The sequence below is a fragment of the Bacteroidota bacterium genome (genome assembly GCA_013696965.1).
Lineage (GTDB): Bacteria > Bacteroidota > Bacteroidia > JACCXN01 > JACCXN01 > JACCXN01.
In genome coordinates, this window is sequence record JACCXN010000097.1 from 1 (window position 1) to 20,393 (window position 20,393).

Sequence of the window (20,393 nt, forward strand, 5' to 3'; positions counted from 1 at the left end):
TTCAATGCAAAAATAAAAGCTTTTAGGTCTGCTTTTAGAGGAGTTAGAAATGTAAGTTTTTTCTTGTTCAGATTAGCAAATATTTATGCTTAGAAATTTGCAGCCCCCAACTTTTCCGCTTGATCCGAAGTCGGGGGTTGAAAATCAGAAGAAATTTCACAAAAAAACCTGTATTATACTATGCATAAGCATCCCAAATTCAACCTTAAAAGAAGCCTTATTTAACCACCTCTATTTCTTTGATGGGATTTCGAAAAACAAATTCCTTGTCAAATACATCCAATACAATTATTGATTCTTCCTTTATTTTTCCGGCAAGTATTTGTTTAGACAATTCATTAAGCACATGTTTTTGCAAAACTCTTTTAAGTGGCCTTGCTCCGAATTGCGGATCATATCCTAATTGAGCGAGCCAATCCAATGCATCATCTGTTGCTGTTAATTTTATATTGTTTGCTTTTAACCTTTCTACAATAGCATTGAATTGTAATTCTGCTATTTTCTTTACATCTTCCCTGTTTAAAGGTGTAAACATTATAACTTCGTCAATTCTGTTTAAAAATTCCGGACGTAAGGATATTTTCAGCAAATCAAACACTTCCCTTTTTGCTTTAGCCATCATTTGCTCTGGTTCAAAATCATCTAATTTGCTGTAATGGTCTTGTATAATATGAGAACCTATGTTGGAAGTCATTATAATAATAGTGTTTTTGAAATTAACAACCCTGCCTTTGTTGTCAGTAAGTCTGCCATCATCAAGTACTTGAAGTAGAATATTAAATACATCGGGATGGGCTTTTTCTATTTCGTCAAGCAGCACAACTGAATATGGTTTTCTTCTAACTGACTCAGTCAGTTGTCCGCCTTCTTCATAGCCAATATATCCAGGAGGGGCTCCAATTAATCTGGAAACAGAATGCCTCTCCTGGTATTCACTCATATCTATTCTTGTAATACTGTTCTCATTGTTAAACAGAAATTCTGCCAATGCCTTTGCCAATTCTGTTTTTCCAACACCAGTAGTCCCAAGAAAAATAAAGGAGCCAATGGGTTTTTTTTCATCCTGCAATCCAGCACGACTTCTTCTTACTGCATCGGATATGGCCTCAATTGCTTCATTTTGTCCAACAACACGTTTGTGAAGTTCATCTTCCAGGTGTAAGAGTTTTTCTCTTTCGCTTTGCAACATCCTGCTAACTGGAATTCCTGTCCATCTGGAAACAACCCCCGCAATGTCTTCACTAGTTACCTCTTCCTTTATCATTGAAAAACCATCAGCTTGCAAGTCCTTAAGCTTTTGTTTATAAGATTCAAGGCTTATTTCAGCTTCCTTGATTTTTCCATACCTTATTTCTGCAACTTTTCCATAATCTCCTGATCGCTCAGCTTGATCTGCCTCCAGTTTTAGGTGTTCAATATTTTCTTTTTCTCTCTGGATACCCTCAACAATTTCTTTTTCGTGCTGCCATTGGGATTTTAATTTATTTCGCTCATCATTAAGATTCGCAATTTCTTCAGTAAGATTCTTTAATTTTTCATTGTCATTTTCACGTTTAATGGCTTCCCTTTCAATCTCAAGTTGTTTTATCTTTCTTTCTACTTCATCAAGTTCAACGGGCATTGAATTTATTTCAAGCCTTAATTTAGATGCAGCCTCATCAATAAGGTCAATGGCTTTATCAGGTAAAAATCTATCCGTAATATAACGCTGGGATAATTCAACAGATGCAATAATCGCCTCATCTTTAATTCGAACCTTGTGGTGGGTTTCATATTTTTCTTTAATTCCTCTTAAAATTGAAATTGCATCTTCAGCTGAAGGCTCATCCACCATTACTTTTTGAAATCTCCGTTCCAGGGCTTTGTCTTTTTCAAAATATTTTTGAAACTCATTTAGGGTAGTTGCTCCAATAGCACGCAGTTCACCTCTTGCAAGGGCTGGTTTTAAAATATTCGCAGCATCCATAGCACCTTCACCACCTCCTGCACCTATTAATGTATGAATCTCATCAATAAACATTATTATTTCACCTTCTGCACTTGTTACTTCTTTAATAACAGCTTTAAGCCTCTCTTCGAATTCTCCCTTATATTTGGCACCTGCTATTAAGGCTCCCATATCAAGTGAATATATTTGTTTGGATTTAAGATTTTCAGGAACATCACCGTTTATAATACGGTGAGCAAGGCCTTCTGCAATTGCAGTTTTACCAACTCCAGGCTCTCCAACTAAAATAGGATTGTTTTTTGTTCTTCTGGATAAAATCTGTAAAACCCTTCTGATTTCCTCATCCCGGCCTATAACAGGGTCAAGTTTTCCATTTTGAGCAAGTTCATTCAGGTTTTTTCCATATTTATTTAATGCATCATAGGTTTCTTCAGCACTTTGGCTAGTTACTTTTGATCCTTTACGTAACTCTGTTATTGCTTTTTTTAAATCCTTTTCACTTATGCCATTGTCCCTCATCATTTGAGCAACACTATCACTTCCTGCCAGAATTCCTAGTAATATATGTTCAATTGAAACATATTCATCCCCATATTCTTTAAGATAGTTTGATGCTTTGCTTAATGCTTTATTTGCAGGAGCTGATAAATACGGTGCAGCTCCCCCCGAAACTTTAGGATAGGAGTCAATAATACTATCCAACGTTTTTCTGAAAACGAGGATATTAACATTGCATTTTTTTAATAAAAAAGGAACAACAGTATTATCGCTTTCTAATAATCCTATTAATATATGTCCTGTTTCTATAGCCTGATTATTACCAGAAGCAGCAATTTGCATAGCATTTTGGATTGCTTCCTGGGATTTGATTGTGAAATTATTCAGATTCATAAATTCTTTTTCTTTAATTTAGAATGCCAAATCAATTTTTATACCTTTTGATTTTAAGGAGTTAAGTGGAAAAAATGACACACAAATTCAAGCCTTGCTGTCATTTTGGCTATTTGTGCTGCTGTTTTGGATTAAACATAGGAAAAATAAAAAAATCATTCTATTAACAATTCCCCCAAAAGAAATGAAAAGCTATAAGGTCTCAAAGACAGCAAAGATTTTTGCTTTACGCTCTTTCCCAGTTAAATGATCCGTTTAGCTTTATTAAGAAGAACAAAATAAAAAAGACCGGTTCAGAAGAACCGGTCTTTTTTATTCATTAGAAAAATTGGAATTGTATTATCTTTTTTTCTCTTTAAGTCTTGCTTTTTTACCAGTTAATTCTCTGATATAAAATATTCTCGCCCTTCTAACAACGCCTACTTTATTCACTTCAATTTTGTCAATAAAAGGAGAAGTAATAGGGAAAATTCTTTCAACACCAATATTGTTTGAAATTTTTCTAACAGTAAAAGTTTCAGTAACACCAGAGCCTTTTCTCTGAATTACAACACCTTGAAACTGCTGAATTCTCATTTTTTCACCTTCTTTTATTTTGTAATGCACTGTTACAGTATAACCAGCCTTGAAAGCCGGAAATTCGGGTTTTGTGCTTAATTCGTTCTCAACAAATTTAACTAATTCCATTTTTTTAGTTTTTTTAATATCAAATACTATCCCTTTTTCAGGGCTGCAAGTTTACGGAAATATTTTCAATAAACAGAACATTTCAAAAAATATTCTGCTAATCATGATTTTTTTTCCTTTTCTCTGTTTAGAAGGTCAGGTCTTCTTTCCAAGGTTCTTTTCAAGGATTGCTCATGTCTCCATTGGTCAATGATTTTGGAATTGCCTGAGAGAAGAATTTCCGGAACTTTTAAACCTTGATAATCAGCAGGTCGTGTGTAAACAGGAGGAGCTAATAAATTATCCTGAAAAGAATCTGATAGGGCAGAGGTTTCATCATTTAAAACCCCTGGTATTACTCTTATTATAGTATCACACAATACTGCTGCGGCTAATTCACCTCCTGTTAACACGTAATCTCCAATTGAAATTTCCATGGTAATATATTTGTCTCTTACTCTTTGATCAATTCCTTTATAATGTCCACAAAGAATAATAATGTTTTTCATAGAGGACAATTTATTGGCTATTGATTGTTGAAGTTGAATGCCATCAGGTGTCATATAAATGATTTGATCATAAATTCTTTGCTCCTGTAGCTTTTCTATGCATTTGGCAATGGGTTCAATCATCATAACCATACCCGCGCTGCCTCCATAGGGTGCATCATCAATAGTTTTATGTTTGTTTGAGGAATAATCCCTGATATTGTGCAAATGAATTTCCGCCAAACCCTTTGATTGTGCTCTTTTAATAATAGAATCAGAAAAGGGACTATCAAGCAACTGGGGCAAGACAGTTAGAATATCTATTCTCATGTAAAATTATTTTTTGTAAAAGTATATTAAATAGAATTAACCATCTATTTGTTTATTGAAATAACGCAATTATCATTAATTTAAAGTATTTATTGAACCAAAATCTAAAAAACATAAATCAATCGGTTTGTAAAATGAGATAAAAGTTGTTGCATAAAAAATGCCTTTATATTTATCAATTCTGGAAATAAATCTGATATATTTGTAAATTAAAATACATAAACAATGGCTGAAATCAGATACAACTGGACCAAACAAGAAATTTTAGAAATTTATAACACACCGCTCTTGGAGCTTATTCATAAAGCTTCGAATGTACATAGAACGCACCATGAACCCAATCAAGTGCAGGTAAGTTCGCTTGTATCAATTAAAACAGGTGGTTGTGTTGAGGATTGTTCCTATTGTCCACAGGCTGCAAGGTATCATACTGATGTGAAAGTTCATAAATTAATGCCTGTTAATGAGGTATTGGTAATGGCAGAAAATGCAAAAAACTCAGGAGCATCAAGAATGTGTTTGGGAGCTGCATGGAGAGAAGTAAGAGATAATAAGGATTTTGATACCGTTCTTGAAATGGTAAAGGCAATTAATGGAAAAAACATGGAGGTTTGTTGTACACTTGGTATGTTAACAGAATCTCAGGCCGAAAGATTAGCTGATGCAGGATTGTATGCATACAACCACAACCTGGATACTTCTGAAGAAAATTATGAAAATATTATTAGCACCAGAACTTATCAGGACCGCCTGGATACTTTGAAAAATGTTCGAAAGGCAAATATTACTATATGTTCAGGTGGAATTATAGGCATGGGTGAATCTGTTGAAGACAGGGTAGGAATGCTTTTTACTTTAGCAAAAATGAACCCACATCCCGAATCTGTTCCAATTAACGCACTTGTAGCTGTTCAAGGTACTCCACTTGAAAACCAGCCCATTGTTCCTGTTTGGGACATAGTAAGAATGATTGCTACTGCCCGTATGGTTTTTCCAGGTACAGTGGTTAGGTTATCAGCAGGTAGAACCAATATTTCTCTTGAAGGCCAGGCATTGTGTTTTTTGGCTGGAGCAAATTCTATTTTTGCTGGTGATAAATTGCTTACAACACCTAATCCTGATTTTAATGAGGATAATGAAATGTTTAAAATTCTGGGCCTTACACCAAAAGCACCTTTTAGTAATAACAAACAAGCAATAACTAAAAAAGAAGAATCAATCCTTTAATTTTTTTAATTTACATTGTTGTGGAGTTGCATGAATAAATGCAACTCCTTTTAGTATATGGATCCTATAGAAAATTACATATCAGAGCGTTTAGATTATAGGAAAAAGCAGGGGTTGTACAGAAGTTTAGCTGTGGAAAATAATCTTATTGACTTTGCATCCAATGATTACCTGGGTTTTGCTTATTCAAACAAGGCTATGAAATGGGAAGAAATGGCTATATGTAATTTTAATAGCACAGGTTCTACGGGTTCTCGTTTAATAACAGGTAATACTAAATATGCTGAAGAATTAGAACAGTTTATTTCAGAATTTCATAAAGCAGAGGCCGGTTTAATATTCAATTCTGGCTATGATGCAAATCTTGGTTTGCTTTCATCCTTGCCCCAAAAGGGGGATACAGTTATATATGATGCCTATATTCATGCTTCCATAAGAGATGGCATAAGACTTAGTAATGCCTTTCATTTTTCTTTTAAACACAATGATATAAAGGAATTTACCAGTAAAATTAAAAGGGCCAAAGGCAGAATTTTTGTTGCTGTGGAATCCGTGTATTCTATGGATGGAGATTTTGCTCCTTTAATTGAAATGGTTAATATATGTGAACAGTATAATGCTTATTTAATAGTAGATGAAGCACATGCAACAGGAGTTTTTGGTGAAAATGGCTCAGGAAAAGTAGTTGAGTTAGGACTGGAAAAAAAAATATTTGCAAGGATCCATACTTTTGGAAAGGCTCTTGGATGTCACGGTGCTATTGTTGTTGGAAGTAAAAATCTTCGTGATTACCTGATTAATTTTTCCCGACCATTTATTTATACTACTGCACTGCCTTTATCTTCCCTTATTAATATTAAAACGGCTTATGCGAAATTGATTGATAGTGAAAAAGATTTATTGAGGATAAAAAAGGCAACGGAATACTTTAGAAGGAATATTAAATTAAAACATCCTTTTGAGTTAATTCAAAGCACAAGTCCAATTCAGTGTATACTTATTCCGGGAAATGAAAAGGCAAAATCTTTTGCAGAGGAAGCACGTAAAAATGGTTTTGACATTAGGGCTATCCTAAGCCCTACTGTTCCTAAGGGAAAAGAAAGAATCAGAATATGCATTCATGCCTTTAATACGGATGAACAACTAACAGCCTTAGTTAATATCATTCATTCCATAATGAATAAAAAAGGTCAATTTATTTAATGAGAAAGATATTTGTAACAGGAATAGGTACGGAAGTTGGGAAAACTATTGTGTCTGCAATTCTTACAGAGGCGCTGCAGGCAGATTATTGGAAACCAGTACAAACAGGATCAATTTATACAACTGATTCTGATTTTGTAAAAAATATGATTTCCAATTCCAAAACAATTATTCATCCTGAGAAATATTGCCTTGAACAGCCCTTGTCACCACACGCTGCTGCTGAATTAGAGAAAATAAATATATATTTAAAAGAGTTAGAATTACCAAAAACAGAAAATGATTTGATAATAGAAGGTGCAGGAGGAGTAATGGTTCCTTTAAATGAGCATGAATTAATGTTGGACATGATTCAGCATTTCGATGCCCAAACAATTGTAGTTATTAAAAATTATTTGGGAAGTATTAATCATTCATTGTTAACAATCGATGCTTTATTTAAAAGAAATATAAATATTCTGGGTGTTGTTTTTAATGGGATTTCCCAAAGTTCATCTGAAGACCTGATTCTAAAATATACAGGGCTTAAATGTCTTGGTAGAATTGCTATTGAAAAAGAAATGAATAAGGAAGTTATTTTAAAATACGCAAATCTTTTTAAAAAAATATGACTCTAAACAAAAGAGATGCCGCTGTTATTTGGCATCCTTACACCCAACATAAAACACCGGATCTTCCTATTGCTATTTGCAGTGCAAAAGGTGCTTATATATATGATGAAAAGGGCCAGGAGTATATTGATGCCATAGCCTCATGGTGGGTAAATATTCACGGTCATTCACATCCATTGATTGCAGAACGAGTTTATCAGCAGTTTCAAAAACTAGAACATGTTATGTTTGCTGGTTTCACCCACTTTCCTGCCATTGAGCTGGCCGAAAAGCTGCTTGAGAAACTGCCCAAGAATTTGGGAAAGATATTTTATTCAGATAATGGCTCAACTGCAGTGGAAGTTGCAATTAAAATGGCTATTCAATATTGGTATAATAAAGGAATAACAAAAACAAAAATCATTGCTTTTAAAAACGGTTATCATGGAGATACTTTTGGTGCCATGTCCGTTAGTTCGAGAGATAATTTTACAAAACCATTTATTCCTTTCTTGTTTGATGTTGAGTTTATTGATTTACCATTAAAAAACAAGGAGGCAAAATCAGTCAAACAATTAACTGAATTGGCTGAATCTGGCAATGTTGCTGCCTTTATTTTTGAACCCCTGGTACAAGGTGCAGCGGGAATGGTAATGTATTCTCCATCTATTCTTGAAGAATTACTTGGTATTTGTTCAAAACATAATATTCTCACCATTGCAGATGAGGTTTTTACAGGTTTTGGCAGAACTGGTAAGTTCTTTGCCATTGATCATCTTCAAAAAGTAGTAGATATTGTTTGTCTGTCAAAAGGTATTACAGCAGGTGCTTTGCCTTTGGGAGTTACTGCATGTACAAATGAAATTTTCAATGAATTTGTATCAGGAGATAAAGCCAAAACATTTTTCCATGGTCATTCTTTTACTGCTAATCCACTGGCTTGTGCTGCAGCACTTGCCAATTTAGAACTTTTTGAAAATCCAATTGTATTTGATGACATTAAACGGATTGAAAAAAAACACGAACAGTTTATTAAATCGTTACACGGGTTTAAAAAGACAATAAGGGAGCTAAGAAAATTAGGAACTATACTTGCTATTGAAATAAGCAGTGATGATGAAACAGGCTATTTCAATGAGCTCAAAGATTACATTTATCCCTTTTTCATTCAAAGAAAAATTGTAATTAGGCCACTGGGCAATATTATCTATATTGTTCCTCCTTATTGCATTTCAGACAAGGATTTGGATACTATTTATAGTGCAATAAAGGAATGTTTAACCTTATTAAAAAACGGAACATTAAAAAGCAATCTTCAACAACAATGGGTAAATGGATAATGTAAAATATTTAAGTGAAAGAGTAAGTGTTTCTCAAACAAAAGAATCGCTGAGTATAGTAATTACGCCAGATGTGGAACCATTAAAGCAAACATTGTTGTCAACATGGGTTGTTTTTTGGTCATTTGCAGGACTTGTTATTCTAACCCAAATATTTGGAGAATATAGTAGGGAACAAAAAACATTCATGTTCATATGGCTGCTTTTTTGGGCATATTTTGAATATGTTACTGTTTATGCCTGGGTTTGGAAGAAATACGGATTTGAAAAATTGACCATAATGGAGGGTAAATTGAATTACAGGAGATTTATCAAAGGAAAAGGTAAAATGAAAATCTTTAACATTTCCTCGATTAAAGACATAAATATAACCCAAGAAAGCGCCAATTCAATATTCTCAAACCTGAATAATTCGTATTGGGTAGTTGGAGGTGAAAGAATTAGTATTGATGAAAATTCCAATAAAACAAAATTTGGAATAAAGTTAACAAATACAGAAGCTGTTTCAGTTGTAAAACTTATAAAAAAATACCTATAAAAGAGTATTAGAACTTAGCTCTCGAACTTCTTTTTTGAAGGGTATAATTAAGGGAGAACATTGCAAATAAATAAGCATCATTGCGGCCTTTAATATCCCCTCTTTGATTAGATGGATGAGTTTTACCATTTTCATCATACTGGTATGGGAATTTTCCAAGATTAGGATCTGCTAAATCTGCTGCTTTATCTCCTTTTAGGTCCCTTAACTTTTTATTGTCATAATAATTACCACCCACATCATCCATATAATCAGTGAATGTTTTTCTATATCCTATTTCAAGACCAATCTTCCAATATCTGTCAATTGCGTATCGTGCACCCAAGCCCATAGGAATTGCAACATTTATTCTTGAATATTTAGGTTTTCCACCTGGTTGTCCTTGTCCTTCAGTTCCTAAAGGTTGAAGCGCAACCCAGCTGCCATTGTAAACTGCTTTAGGATTAAAATAGAATGCTCCAAAACCAATAAAACCATAATAGGTTGTGTTTTTTGCTCGCATTCCCCTTGCTCCTTTAATATTATACCTGTTTCCTGATTGTTCCTGATTAAAATACATTTCGTAAACTCCGGAAATTTCAACTATATGAGAACGAAAATGCAAATTTCTGTTGTTCCTGAAAGGTTCAGCAGTTAATTGATCGTCTCCCTTTAGTATACCCCATATTACAGAGCCACGTACTTTTGAGTATGGATTTAATGTATATCTGTAGCCAAAACCAACTGCAGGTCGAGTCATAACTGGTTCCAGGTCTAAAACAAAAGGACTGGCAGTTCTGTTTAATCCACCCAAGTCACCAAGAAAATTGGTAGCCCCTAAACTGTAAATTACTTCCTTCCTTTTTCTTTTCCAAGGTTGAGAAAAGGAGTCGGTAATTAGGAATAACAACAAAAATAATACTGTGACTAGGGTCTTCATTAGCGGGAAATACATGTTTTTATTACAAAATCGAAGTAAAATTATAAAAAATAATCAATAATCGCTTAATTTTTTTTTATAATTTTTTTTCCATTAGAAAGTGTTGAATACTATCCCACATAAGATAGGATTTAGCAATTAATTGATAACCGTTTTTAAGATAAAAATTAATTGCATTCTCTCTTGCGTGTAGAGTTAAGGAAGTCATTTTTTTTTCCCTGGCTTTATTTTCCATGTATTTAAGCAAGCTTGATCCAACCCCGTTACTTCTTTTATTTTGATCAACACCCATGAACCTAACCTGGCCCTCATTAGAATTGTTTTGCTGAAGGCGAATAACCCCAAATAGTGCACCTTGCTCATCTACGGCCATTGCATGAACACAATCCTTTTCCATTCCATCTCTTTCACTTCCCAAGGGTTTGCCCCAAGGCTCTCTTAATACTTTCCACCTAAGGGTATAGTATGCCTCATATTCCTGGGGGGTGGAAGGTTCTTTAATAGTCATAAAAAATCTGATTTAAAGGCTATGCTTTTAATTGTTTTTGTTACTTGTCCCTGATTGTTTTCTTCCAGAATCATGTTTTTTGCTTCAGGTTGATTAAATACTTCTTCTAAATTTTTAATTAATCCGGCAGGTATGTTTTTTGTTTCAAATTTTTTCATGAGTCCCTTTGAATGGTGCTTTTTTAATTCAATTGTCAATAAATCAGAAAGCTGTTTGCGGTTTTTAATTCTGCATGTGTTTGTTTTATAATCCTCTTGGTCTGATATATTTAAAATAGTACATAAACTTTTAAACTGTTTATCACTTCCAATGGCCATAACGATTGATTTTCCATCCTTTGTACTAAAAGTTTCACCATAAGGTGCTATATTAGGATGAATAGATCCTATTGGTTTTGGAACTATTCCCTGCATTAAATAATTGGAAGCCTGGTTTACGAGAGAAGCTATTGCAGATTCATATAAAGTTGTACTTACGTATGAGCCCTTCCCAGTCCTTTCTTTATGAATGAGAGCAATTAAAAGAGCTTGTTTTAATTGATGTGCAGCCAATACATCAATAAGGGCCACAGGCATTTTTACAGGTCCGGATTGTTCTGTGCCATTCATGGACATAAAACCAGTTTCAGCCTGTAATACAACATCAAAGGCTACTCTATTAATCCCTTTTGGAAAGCCACCAAGAAAAGCATAAATGAGTTTTGAATTTAACTTCTTAATGGTATTGTAATCCATTCCGAGTTTTTCAGCATCTCCTTCCTTGAAATTCGATATTAATATATCAGCATTCTTTAAAAGCGCATAAAGTTTGTTTTTTCCTTGTTTTGAATTTAAATCAATAAAATGAACTTCCTTATTATAATTAACGCTGCTATAATAGGCGGAAACAGATGATTGCGGTGATTCTGACTGGGTTTTCCACTGACGCGTTACATCACCTCCCGTTAAAGGGTTTTCAATTTTTATCACCCTTGCTCCAAGTTCAGAAAAAAACATTCCGGTTGCAGGTCCTGCCAGAACACTTGCCAGTTCAATTACAGTTAATCCTTCAAAAAAGTTCATTTTTAATTTTTTTATGAAGTCCATAAATTATTGGATTGCCTTCCCTTATATGTACTTGAAAGTCATCGATAAAAAATTCATTTTGATATTTATTCCAAATAAATGCTGAAAGTTTAATGTTTTTCAACCCTTTTGTATCTATATCTGAAAACTTAATGGAATGATAAACCTTAGACCAGTTGTTAGTTACAGGAAATTCATTTACCTCAGATGCGCCCCAATAAATTAAAGTATCTTCCGATTTGAGTTGTACAACCAAAAGGCCTTGTTTGATATAGTTTTGATATAATCGAAACGATACATCAAAACAATCATACTGTCCAAATATTACACTATCAAGAGCTATTTCTAGTGTTGGGCCCCATTCCTGTTCTGATGCCATGAAAAAAGATTGTTTTCCTGAATAACTTACAATGTCAGTTAAATTCTCCAATGCTTGACCAAAACCGGAATTTAGGGTATTTTCAAAATCATTCGAAATAATAATATCATTCCGAATTGATTTATTTACTAATTTGTTTTTTGCAAAAAAATAGGAAGTGCCTCCATCATAATCTCTTCTTTCAAGCACTTGAGGGTAATATTCCATTATTCCGGGAACCATTGTATGTGCACTCCCATGTAAAAAAGAAAATGAAAGATTGCCTTTGCCCGAATCCCTTACAAATTCTAAAAATGCCTTTTTATTCGGGAAATTGGAATACCAGGTAAAGGTGGAATCTAAATTTAGCGTTTTCAAATAATGATTTGTAATATCTTCAAAAGATTCGATAATTCCAGTATATTCCTGGTTTCCAAACTCCCGGTAATTTTTGTCGTTTTGAACCAAGGCATCCTTAAAAAAAGAATTGTAAAAAACCTGATAGTGATTTCTATTTACAACAAGGGTAAAAATGTTGATTCCAACAATAGTTATTAAAGTAATAAATTTAATCGGGAAGTTGTAATTCTTAATATTTCCAAAAATAACAAGGAAGAAAAAAGGAAAAGAAAAAAGAAGTCCGGAATATTGGATTACAGGATTTACATAATAGGAGTATAAAAATCCAATGGTAAGTGGAGTTAGAAACCATAATACAGCTATTATCCAATATTTATTACGAAAAAATTTTTCTTTCAAAGGATTAATAAAAGATAAAAGAGAAATAAATAGTGCAGGTATTAGTGCAAAATAGGAGAAATGAAAAATATACATGACATATTCCAGAAAGAAATTATAAGTAGGTTTGGGTAGCCAGTTTCCAACCCCTCCAATGTTTAACTGATGAAAAAAAATGGAGAGATGGGGAATATATAAAACAAATATCATTGCCCCTGAAATGAGGTATTTAACATAAAATTTTTTGTTGATAAAAAACAATCCTGTTAGACCAACAATTGCTGCAAACAGCAAACTAAAATGATGATTGTAAGCACAAATAGCGCTAAAAAGTACAAATAATGCGGAATGTTTAAAGAATTTATCTTCTGGTTTAAAAACTATTTTGTCCCAATAGTAAACCATTGCCAGAGCGAAAAAAAGACCTGAAATATAAGGCCTTGCCATTTGACTGAATATTATTGTGTATTGAATGCTGGCGCAATATGCAACAGCCAACAAGCCGGTAAAAGGATTAAACCACTTTTTTCCAATAATATAGACTAAAATAAGGGTTCCTATTCCAAAAAAGATAAATGGAAGTTTAACTATAAGTTCAGAACGACCAAACAACATAACATAGTAATGTATAAATACCTGAACACCGGCAGGATGAACGTCAGTTTCTATCACACCTTTGGCGATTAAATCACTAAAATTGTCATAATAGGTTCTGAATAATGCACTAAACTCATCATGTGTAAATGGAATTTCAAATGGGGAAATAAACCTTAAAACAATACCAATTGCAATTAAGGAATAAAACAAATAATTATCTTTTTTATCCATTTTGATTAATCAGGTGATAAAAATATAAACAGAGTCCGAAAGTATAAAAAACTAGAGCAAAAGGATTAAGAAAAAGAAATAAAAAGAAAGAAACGGGGAATTTCAGGAATGTTATTTAAAAAGAGAGAAAAATTAAAAAAGGATAATTGTTGTAAAATGAGTGCCCGGAACTGGATTCGAACCAGCACAACCTAATGGTCGCCACCCCCTCAAGGTGGTGCGTCTGCCAATTTCGCCACCCGGGCTTAAAATCGCTGCAAATATAGGATGAATTTTAATTTTTGATAAATTTATTTAAAAAATAAACTACTGGATTTTTACCTCCTGGTTTTGCCTTAAAGCATGCTCCGATACTATAAAATCCTGCCATGCTTTTAATTTATCTTCTTTTAATACTCTAGGAAATTTATTTTGTCCACCTTCCTTATTTTGCATTTTTAACCATTTATAAAAATAATAACTTGGTATTACATCTACATAAATTTCCTTTAATGAAATGTTTCGCTTGGTTTTATAATCTTTGTTTAATTCCTTAAGTTTTCTATCGAGTTTGTCTTTTATTATTTGGGCAGAAGTTGTATCATCCGTACCTATATACCATTGATGTGCAAATAGGGATTGATAAGGAACTCCTGTAACTGTAAACTCTCTTATGTCAATCTTTAATTCATCTGAAACTTGTCTTATTGCCTCATTCATATTGTCAACACTTAAATGCTCTCCAATTAAACTTAAAAAATGTTTTGTGCGTCCTGTAATTATAATTTCATTTTGTTTATCACCTGTAAATTTTATTACATCACCTATAAGATAACGCCATGCACCGGAACATGTTGAAATTAAAATTGCATATTCTGTATCAGGTAGAGTTTGATCAATTGATAAAATTATTGAATCAGGTTTCAGATCTCCATCTTCGGTAAAATTTTCTTCTGTAAAAGCTATAAATTCGAAAAACACCCCATTATCTAAAACAAGGCTAAGTGTTTTATTGGAAGGTTGAGATTGATAAGCAAGGAAACCTTCAGAGGCCAGGTAAGTTTCCATGTAAATTAGGGGTTTGCCTAATAATTTGTTAAATCCATTCATGTATGGTTCCAGTGCAACTCCACCGTGAACAAATATTTTAAGATTTGGCCATATTTCATGGATGTTCTTAACCCTATTAAAAGAAATAATTCTTTCAAGCAAAATTTGATTCCATGAGGGCACGCCCATAATAACTCCTACATCCCATTTTGAAGCATTTCGGGCAATTGCATCAATTTTATCTGACCAATCTTTAATTGAAGCAATTTTTTTTCCCGGTCTATAAAATCCTTTAAACCAAAAAGGGAGTTGTAATGCTTGTATTCCAGAGAGATCCCCTTCAAAATAACATCCTTTATCTGTTAATGAAGTGCATCCGCTTATCATGAGCACTTCTGTCTCAAAAAAACATTCTGGCAAATCATAATGTTCAAGTGTAAACAATTGCCTTACACCTGTTTTTTGGATAGCATTAATCATATCCTGTGTAAGGGGTATATATTTTGTTGATGCCTCTGAAGTTCCTGAACTGGTTGCAAAATATTTTACTTTACCTGGCCAACACACGTTTTCTTCACCCTGGCGTGCGAAAGACCACCACTCTTTATTTATTTGGGAATAGGTAAATACAGGTACATTTTCTTTAAATAAGTGTAATAAATGATCATCTGAATTTCTTTTTAATATTTCATTGAAATTATATTTAAAACCAAAATCAGTATGTCTTGCTTTTTTCAGTAGACTTTTAAGCTCATTTATTTGCATTTTAGCAGGAGTATTATTAGTGCCTTCAATGCTTTTGAATAATTTTATACAGCTCTTGATCAAAGTTCCTAATACTGCCATAAATTTTCTTTTTAGTATAAATTTTGAATCCCCTTAAATGAAATTCTTTTAATTTTCAATTTTGACAAAGTTTAATTTCAACTTACATTTACCCTTTCTTGAATTTACTAAAAAAATCTTTAAAAATGAAAAAAGTACTGATAGCCAACAGAGGGGAGATTGCATTAAGGATTATGCGTTCCTGTAAAGAAATGGATATTAAGACAGTTGCAGTTTTTTCGGAGGCAGATAGAAATGCACCTTTTGTAAAATATGCAGATGAAGCTGTTTGTATTGGCCCGCCAGCTTCAAGTGAATCCTATTTATTGGGAGATAAGATTATAGAAGTATGTAAAAATTTGGAAGTTGATGGGATTCATCCCGGATATGGATTTTTATCAGAAAATGCAGGTTTTTCAAGAAAAGTAATTGAAAATGGTATAATTTTTATTGGTCCATCTGCTGAGGCAATGGAAATAATGGGTGATAAGCTTTCTGCTAAAGCCGCTGCAAAGGAATATCAAATTCCCATGGTTCCTGGTACGGAAGGAGCAATTGGCGATATTGATGAAGCCAAAATGGTAGCAACACAAATTGGATTTCCCGTTTTAATAAAGGCCTCGGCTGGAGGTGGTGGAAAGGGAATGAGAATTGTTGAAAAGGTTGAGGACTTTGAAGAACAAATGAAATTGGCAGTTAGCGAAGCAATTTCTGCTTTTGGCAATGGTGCTGTTTTTATTGAAAGATATGTTTCAGGCCCAAGACATGTGGAAATTCAGATACTTGCAGATTCACATGGAAACTATGTCCATCTTTTTGAAAGAGAATGTTCTATTCAAAGAAGACATCAAAAAGTTATTGAAGAGGCTCCATCAGTTGTATTAACACCTGAATTAAGAGAAGCTATGGGTAAGTGTGCCGTTGATGTTGGCCGTGCCTGTAATTATACTGGAGCAGGAACTGTTGAATTCCTTGTAGATGAAAACAAAAAGTTTTATTTCCTTGAAATGAATACCCGACTTCAGGTAGAGCATCCTGTAACTGAAATGATTACAGGTTTGGACCTGGTTAAAGAGCAGATAAAAATTGCCAGAGGTGAAAAACTTTCTTTTTCCCAGGAAGATTTGAAAATAAATGGCCATGCCATTGAAGTAAGGGTATATGCTGAGGATCCAAAAAATAATTTTTTACCTGATATTGGAACCTTAAATACCTATAAACGACCACAAGGAATGGGTATTCGTGTTGATGATGGTTTTGAGGAAGGCATGGAAATACCAATTTATTATGATCCCATGATTTCAAAATTGATAGCCTTTGGCAGCAACAGGCAAGAGGCAATTACAAGGATGTTAAGGGCAATTGATGAATATGAGATTTCAGGAGTGGAAACAACATTAGGATTTTGTAAATATGTACTTAATCATCCTGATTTCACCTCTGGTAATTTCAATACCCATTTTGTAAAACAGCATTTTGTTCCTGAAGTTTTAGTTTTTGAACATGAAGATGAAGCAGAAATAGCCGCAATAATAGCTGCTTTTGAAACCAATAACAAAAATAAACCAATTGCAAAAGTTTTGAATGAAAACATAGATTCTTCCTGGAAACGCAACAGAAGTTGAATTGAAATTCATACTAATAATAATAAACTTCTTTTTCTGTTTTAATTCATTGGTATGATAATTGAAAAAACGTGCTGAAACTGATTATGAAAGACATCTTTTGCATAATAATCCTGTTTTTCATCTTTTTTGATTCAGATGGACAGGATAGTAGTGGCAAAAATTCATTCAATACTAATATTCATCCAACTACAACCGATAGTTTAGTTAATCAAAAAAAAAGAGCAGGAATTACAACAGGAACTACAGTTATGGCAAAAGTAATTGATGGAGATACACTGGCTATTATTACATTAAAGGAATTTTCTGTTTATTCTCCAAGGGTTTTTAAAACTGAAAAAGAAGCAAATAAATATGGCCGGTTACTAAGAGATGTTAAAGCAGCCTATCCCTATTCAAAAATAGCATCCGAAAAACTGAAAGAATACAATACTGCTCTAAAAGGGTTTAAAACTGAAAGGGAACGTAAAGAATTTCTGAAAGTCGCTGAAATTCAAATGAAAGCTGAATTTGAAAATGATTTAAAAAATTTAACAATTAGACAAGGTAGAATTCTTATAAAACTTATTGATAGGGAAACAGGAAATTCATCCTATGATTTAGTAAAGGATTTAAAGGGAACATTCTCTGCTTTTATGTGGCAATCAATTGCACGATTGTTTGGTTCATCTCTTAAAGACAGGTATAATGCAGACGAAGATGATAAAATGATTGAGGAGATTATAATTCTAATTGAGAAAGGAGATGTGTAATCCAATCCTGGATACAAAAGATTGATTATTCCTTAAATTATTTTATTTTTTCAAACCCTTTAATCTGTTTTTTATCTCCTTTAAATTGGTGGTATTCGTTAACATGAATTTTAAAAACATAAATCTGCAGCCTCCTCACCAATTAAACTTCCAATTGCAACACCCATTCCACCAAGCCTTACAGCACAAACTACGTTTTCAGACAAGTTTTTAACTATAGTTGTTTTATTTGTTCCAATACCCATAATTCCACTCCATTTGTAATCAACTGTATATTCTGTTTCTGGAATTATGGTTGTTTTCAATAGATTTTCCAGACTTTGTTGAATTGTATCCGTTAGTCCCAATTCAAAAGTTTCCTCACCTTTAAAATCTAAATTTCTTCCACCCCCGATTAACAGTCTTTGACCAATATTTCTAAAATAATAATAACCCCTGTCGTAATGGAATGTGCCTTTTAATTTTAAATTTTTTATTTTTGAAGTAACTAGCACTTGCGCTCTAGCAGGATTTACCTCCAGGTGAGGGAAAAGTTGTTTCGCGAATCCATTGGTTGCTACAATAACCTTGGTAGAGGTGAAAGTGTTTTGGGTTAAAGTTTCAATCCTTACTTTTTTTCCCTCATCATGAATTGAACTAATTCCGATATTATTAATTAGTATAATTCCGAGTTGCTGGGCAAGCAATATCAGGTTTTTTATCATTTCACCTGTATCTATTTGTCCCTCTAATCTATTTTTAATCAAATGGTTAACGTTATTAAAGCCAAATTGACTTATTTTTTCATCAGCAATTCCGTAAACATCTTTTTGTTTTGTAATAGAATATAAATGTTTATTTAAATAAGGTATCCGATCCGCACAAGTATTAAATAATTCTTCATTGGTAAATAATTCAAAACTTCCGTTGTTCTCATATTTTATGTTGTTATCACCCAACATGTTTCTAAGTTTAATTAAGCCCAGCCATCTTTTTTCCACCAAGGCAAATGTTTCATCCTCAGTTTGTTTTGTTAGGTCTTCAATAATTTCTGATGGACTTCCGAAGCAGGCAAAGCCAGCGTTTTTACTACTTGCTCCGCTTGGTAAAATACCTCTTTCCAGGATGAGGACTTTTTTAAAAGGATATTTTTTTTTGTATGAAATTGCGGCATTTAGACCAACAATACCGCTTCCAATTACTGTTAAATCAATATTAGCGAAAAAACTTTCACATTCCCAAAAACTTAAGTTCATCTAATTATTGTTTGAAAAATATATTAATTTTAGCGGTGATTTTTTTATATTTGCACACATAACAGCACTTGAAAAAACTGTAATTTATATTATGCAATTAATTTTTTCCCATCAAATCCCAAATCTACTTAAAAGGTTGTTCGGAAAAAAAAAATTACTGTTTTTAATTTTCTTTCTCCAGTGTACCTTATTATTTCCTCAGCAAAAATGGAAATTTGAAGTTCTTTCAACAGTGATTGAAGGTAAGAAGAAATTGGATGGAGTAGAGATTTCGTTAATTAAGAATGGAACTGAAGTTTCAAAAATATATACCGACAAAACAGGAAAAAACTTAATTAATCTTGAACCTGGCCAAGAATATGTAATTAAATATTCCAAAAATGGATATGTTTCTAAATCCATAAGCCTGAATACTAAAGGAGTTCCAGAAACAGATATTGATAAGTTTGATAAAATTGTAGAACCAGAGGTTGAACTCTTTCAAGAAGTTGAAGGATTAAATGTATCTATTTTAAAGCAACCCATAGGTAAAATGACTTATAATGCTTCTTTAAAAGATTTTGTTTTTGATGCAGAATATACAAGTTCTATACAGGCTCAAGTGCAGGCCATGCAAATTGAACTTGAGAAAAAGCTAAAGGAAGAAGCTGCAAGAAATGTAAAATACACTGCTGCAATGGTTAAAGCCGATAAAGCATTTGCAGCAAAAAAATACGAAGAAGCAAAATCAGCATATTCTGAGGCAATAGCAATAAAACCTAAAGAAGAGGGGCCAAAGGAAAAGATTAAAGAAATAGAAGTTGTTTTAGCTGAAGAGGCAAAGGCTAAAGCTGCAGAAGCAGCGGCTAAAGTTAAAGCTGAAGCAGACGCCAAAGCAGCAGCAGACGCAGCAGCCAAAGCAAAAGCCGAAGAAGCCGCAAAAGCAGCCGCAGATGCCGCAGCCAAAGCAAAAGCTGAAGCAGACGCAAAAGCAGCAGCAGAAGCCGCAGCCAAAGCAAAAGCCGAAGAAGCCGCAAAAGTAGCCGCAGAAGCCGCAGCCAAAGCAAAAGCCGAAGCAGCCGCAAAAGCAGCCGCGGATGCGGCAGCCAAAGCAAAAGCTGAAGCAGATGCAAAAGCAGCCGCAGATGCCGCAGCCAAAGCAAAAGCCGAAGAAGCCGCAAAAGCAGCCGCAGATGCCGCAGCCAAAGCAAAAGCTGAAGCAGACGCAAAAGCAGCCGCAGATGCCGCAGCCAAAGCCAAGGCCGAAGCAGACGCAAAAGCAGCCTCGGATGCAGCAGCCAAAGCCAAGGCC

Annotated in this window: 17 protein-coding genes and 1 tRNA gene; 8 read left to right on the plus strand and 10 right to left on the minus strand. The window is 33.7% G+C overall.

All coding sequences use genetic code 11. The annotated features are described in order from the left end of the window. Positions 1–217: 217 nt before the first annotated feature. The 3 genes from clpB to trmD all read right to left on the minus strand — a co-directional run bounded on the left by clpB (position 218) and on the right by trmD (position 4,323). The gene (clpB, locus tag H0V01_15030) at positions 218–2,839 is read right to left on the minus strand and encodes an ATP-dependent chaperone ClpB (protein MBA2584685.1); all 2,622 of its coding nucleotides are present in this window, start codon (positions 2,837–2,839) and stop codon (positions 218–220) included. 339 nt (positions 2,840–3,178) lie between these two features. Beyond that, positions 3,179–3,526: a 50S ribosomal protein L19 gene (gene rplS, locus H0V01_15035; GenBank protein ID MBA2584686.1), complete on the minus strand. Its 348-nt coding sequence runs from the start codon at positions 3,524–3,526 to the stop codon at positions 3,179–3,181. A 101-nt stretch (positions 3,527–3,627) separates the two neighbouring features. Then, positions 3,628–4,323 carry a tRNA (guanosine(37)-N1)-methyltransferase TrmD gene (gene trmD, locus H0V01_15040; protein MBA2584687.1) on the minus strand — a complete coding sequence of 232 codons (696 nt, stop codon included), beginning with the start codon at positions 4,321–4,323 and terminating at the stop codon, positions 3,628–3,630. Between the two features lie 225 nt (positions 4,324–4,548). Between trmD and bioB the strand changes: the two genes are divergently transcribed. Genes bioB through H0V01_15065 form a run of 5 tightly spaced genes read left to right on the plus strand, consistent with a single transcriptional unit; the run spans position 4,549 to position 9,221 of the window. Beyond that, complete coding sequence (gene bioB / locus H0V01_15045; protein ID MBA2584688.1) at positions 4,549–5,550, plus strand: biotin synthase BioB; 1,002 nt, start codon at positions 4,549–4,551, stop codon at positions 5,548–5,550. A gap of 57 nt (positions 5,551–5,607) precedes the next feature. Further along, the gene (locus H0V01_15050) at positions 5,608–6,753 is read left to right on the plus strand and encodes an 8-amino-7-oxononanoate synthase (GenBank protein MBA2584689.1); all 1,146 of its coding nucleotides are present in this window, start codon (positions 5,608–5,610) and stop codon (positions 6,751–6,753) included. Further along, positions 6,753–7,364 (plus strand): dethiobiotin synthase, encoded by a 612-nt coding sequence (bioD, locus tag H0V01_15055; protein MBA2584690.1) that lies wholly within the window; start codon positions 6,753–6,755, stop codon positions 7,362–7,364. Before H0V01_15050 ends, bioD begins: the two co-directional genes overlap by 1 nt. Further along, positions 7,361–8,683 (plus strand): adenosylmethionine--8-amino-7-oxononanoate transaminase, encoded by a 1,323-nt coding sequence (gene bioA, locus H0V01_15060; GenBank protein MBA2584691.1) that lies wholly within the window; start codon positions 7,361–7,363, stop codon positions 8,681–8,683. The genes bioD and bioA overlap by 4 nt, the downstream gene beginning before the upstream one ends. Then, on the plus strand, positions 8,676–9,221 hold the full coding sequence (locus tag H0V01_15065; GenBank protein ID MBA2584692.1) for a hypothetical protein: 546 nt from the start codon (positions 8,676–8,678) through the stop codon (positions 9,219–9,221). The genes bioA and H0V01_15065 overlap by 8 nt, the downstream gene beginning before the upstream one ends. 7 nt (positions 9,222–9,228) lie before the next feature. Here H0V01_15065 and H0V01_15070 read toward each other — a convergent pair whose 3' ends face one another. The 6 genes from H0V01_15070 to H0V01_15095 form a co-directional block, all read right to left on the minus strand. Then, complete coding sequence (locus H0V01_15070) at positions 9,229–10,140, minus strand: hypothetical protein (protein MBA2584693.1); 912 nt, start codon at positions 10,138–10,140, stop codon at positions 9,229–9,231. A gap of 76 nt (positions 10,141–10,216) precedes the next feature. Further along, on the minus strand, positions 10,217–10,648 hold the full coding sequence (locus H0V01_15075; GenBank protein ID MBA2584694.1) for a GNAT family N-acetyltransferase: 432 nt from the start codon (positions 10,646–10,648) through the stop codon (positions 10,217–10,219). Beyond that, positions 10,645–11,709 carry a CoA transferase gene (locus tag H0V01_15080; protein MBA2584695.1) on the minus strand — a complete coding sequence of 355 codons (1,065 nt, stop codon included), beginning with the start codon at positions 11,707–11,709 and terminating at the stop codon, positions 10,645–10,647. The genes H0V01_15075 and H0V01_15080 overlap by 4 nt, the downstream gene beginning before the upstream one ends. After that, positions 11,696–13,636: a glycosyltransferase family 39 protein gene (locus H0V01_15085; protein MBA2584696.1), complete on the minus strand. Its 1,941-nt coding sequence runs from the start codon at positions 13,634–13,636 to the stop codon at positions 11,696–11,698. Before H0V01_15085 ends, H0V01_15080 begins: the two co-directional genes overlap by 14 nt. Before the next feature lie 161 nt (positions 13,637–13,797). Next, positions 13,798–13,881: transfer RNA gene (locus tag H0V01_15090), tRNA-Leu, on the minus strand. 61 nt (positions 13,882–13,942) lie between these two features. After that, complete coding sequence (locus H0V01_15095; protein ID MBA2584697.1) at positions 13,943–15,511, minus strand: GH3 auxin-responsive promoter family protein; 1,569 nt, start codon at positions 15,509–15,511, stop codon at positions 13,943–13,945. Positions 15,512–15,636: 125 nt separating this feature from the next. On the opposite strand from H0V01_15095, the gene accC reads away from it, so the two are divergent. Further along, positions 15,637–17,115 (plus strand): acetyl-CoA carboxylase biotin carboxylase subunit, encoded by a 1,479-nt coding sequence (gene accC / locus H0V01_15100; GenBank protein MBA2584698.1) that lies wholly within the window; start codon positions 15,637–15,639, stop codon positions 17,113–17,115. 71 nt (positions 17,116–17,186) lie between these two features. Then, entirely contained in the window at positions 17,187–17,867 is a 681-nt protein-coding gene (locus tag H0V01_15105) for a DUF4294 domain-containing protein (protein ID MBA2584699.1), read from the plus strand. A gap of 110 nt (positions 17,868–17,977) precedes the next feature. On the opposite strand, the gene H0V01_15110 is transcribed toward H0V01_15105, so the two are convergent. Beyond that, entirely contained in the window at positions 17,978–19,102 is a 1,125-nt protein-coding gene (locus tag H0V01_15110) for an FAD-binding oxidoreductase (GenBank protein MBA2584700.1), read from the minus strand. 232 nt (positions 19,103–19,334) lie between these two features. Here H0V01_15110 and H0V01_15115 point away from each other — a divergent pair. Continuing rightward, positions 19,335–20,393 (plus strand): hypothetical protein (locus tag H0V01_15115; protein ID MBA2584701.1); only part of this gene is annotated, 1,059 nt, incomplete at its 3' end.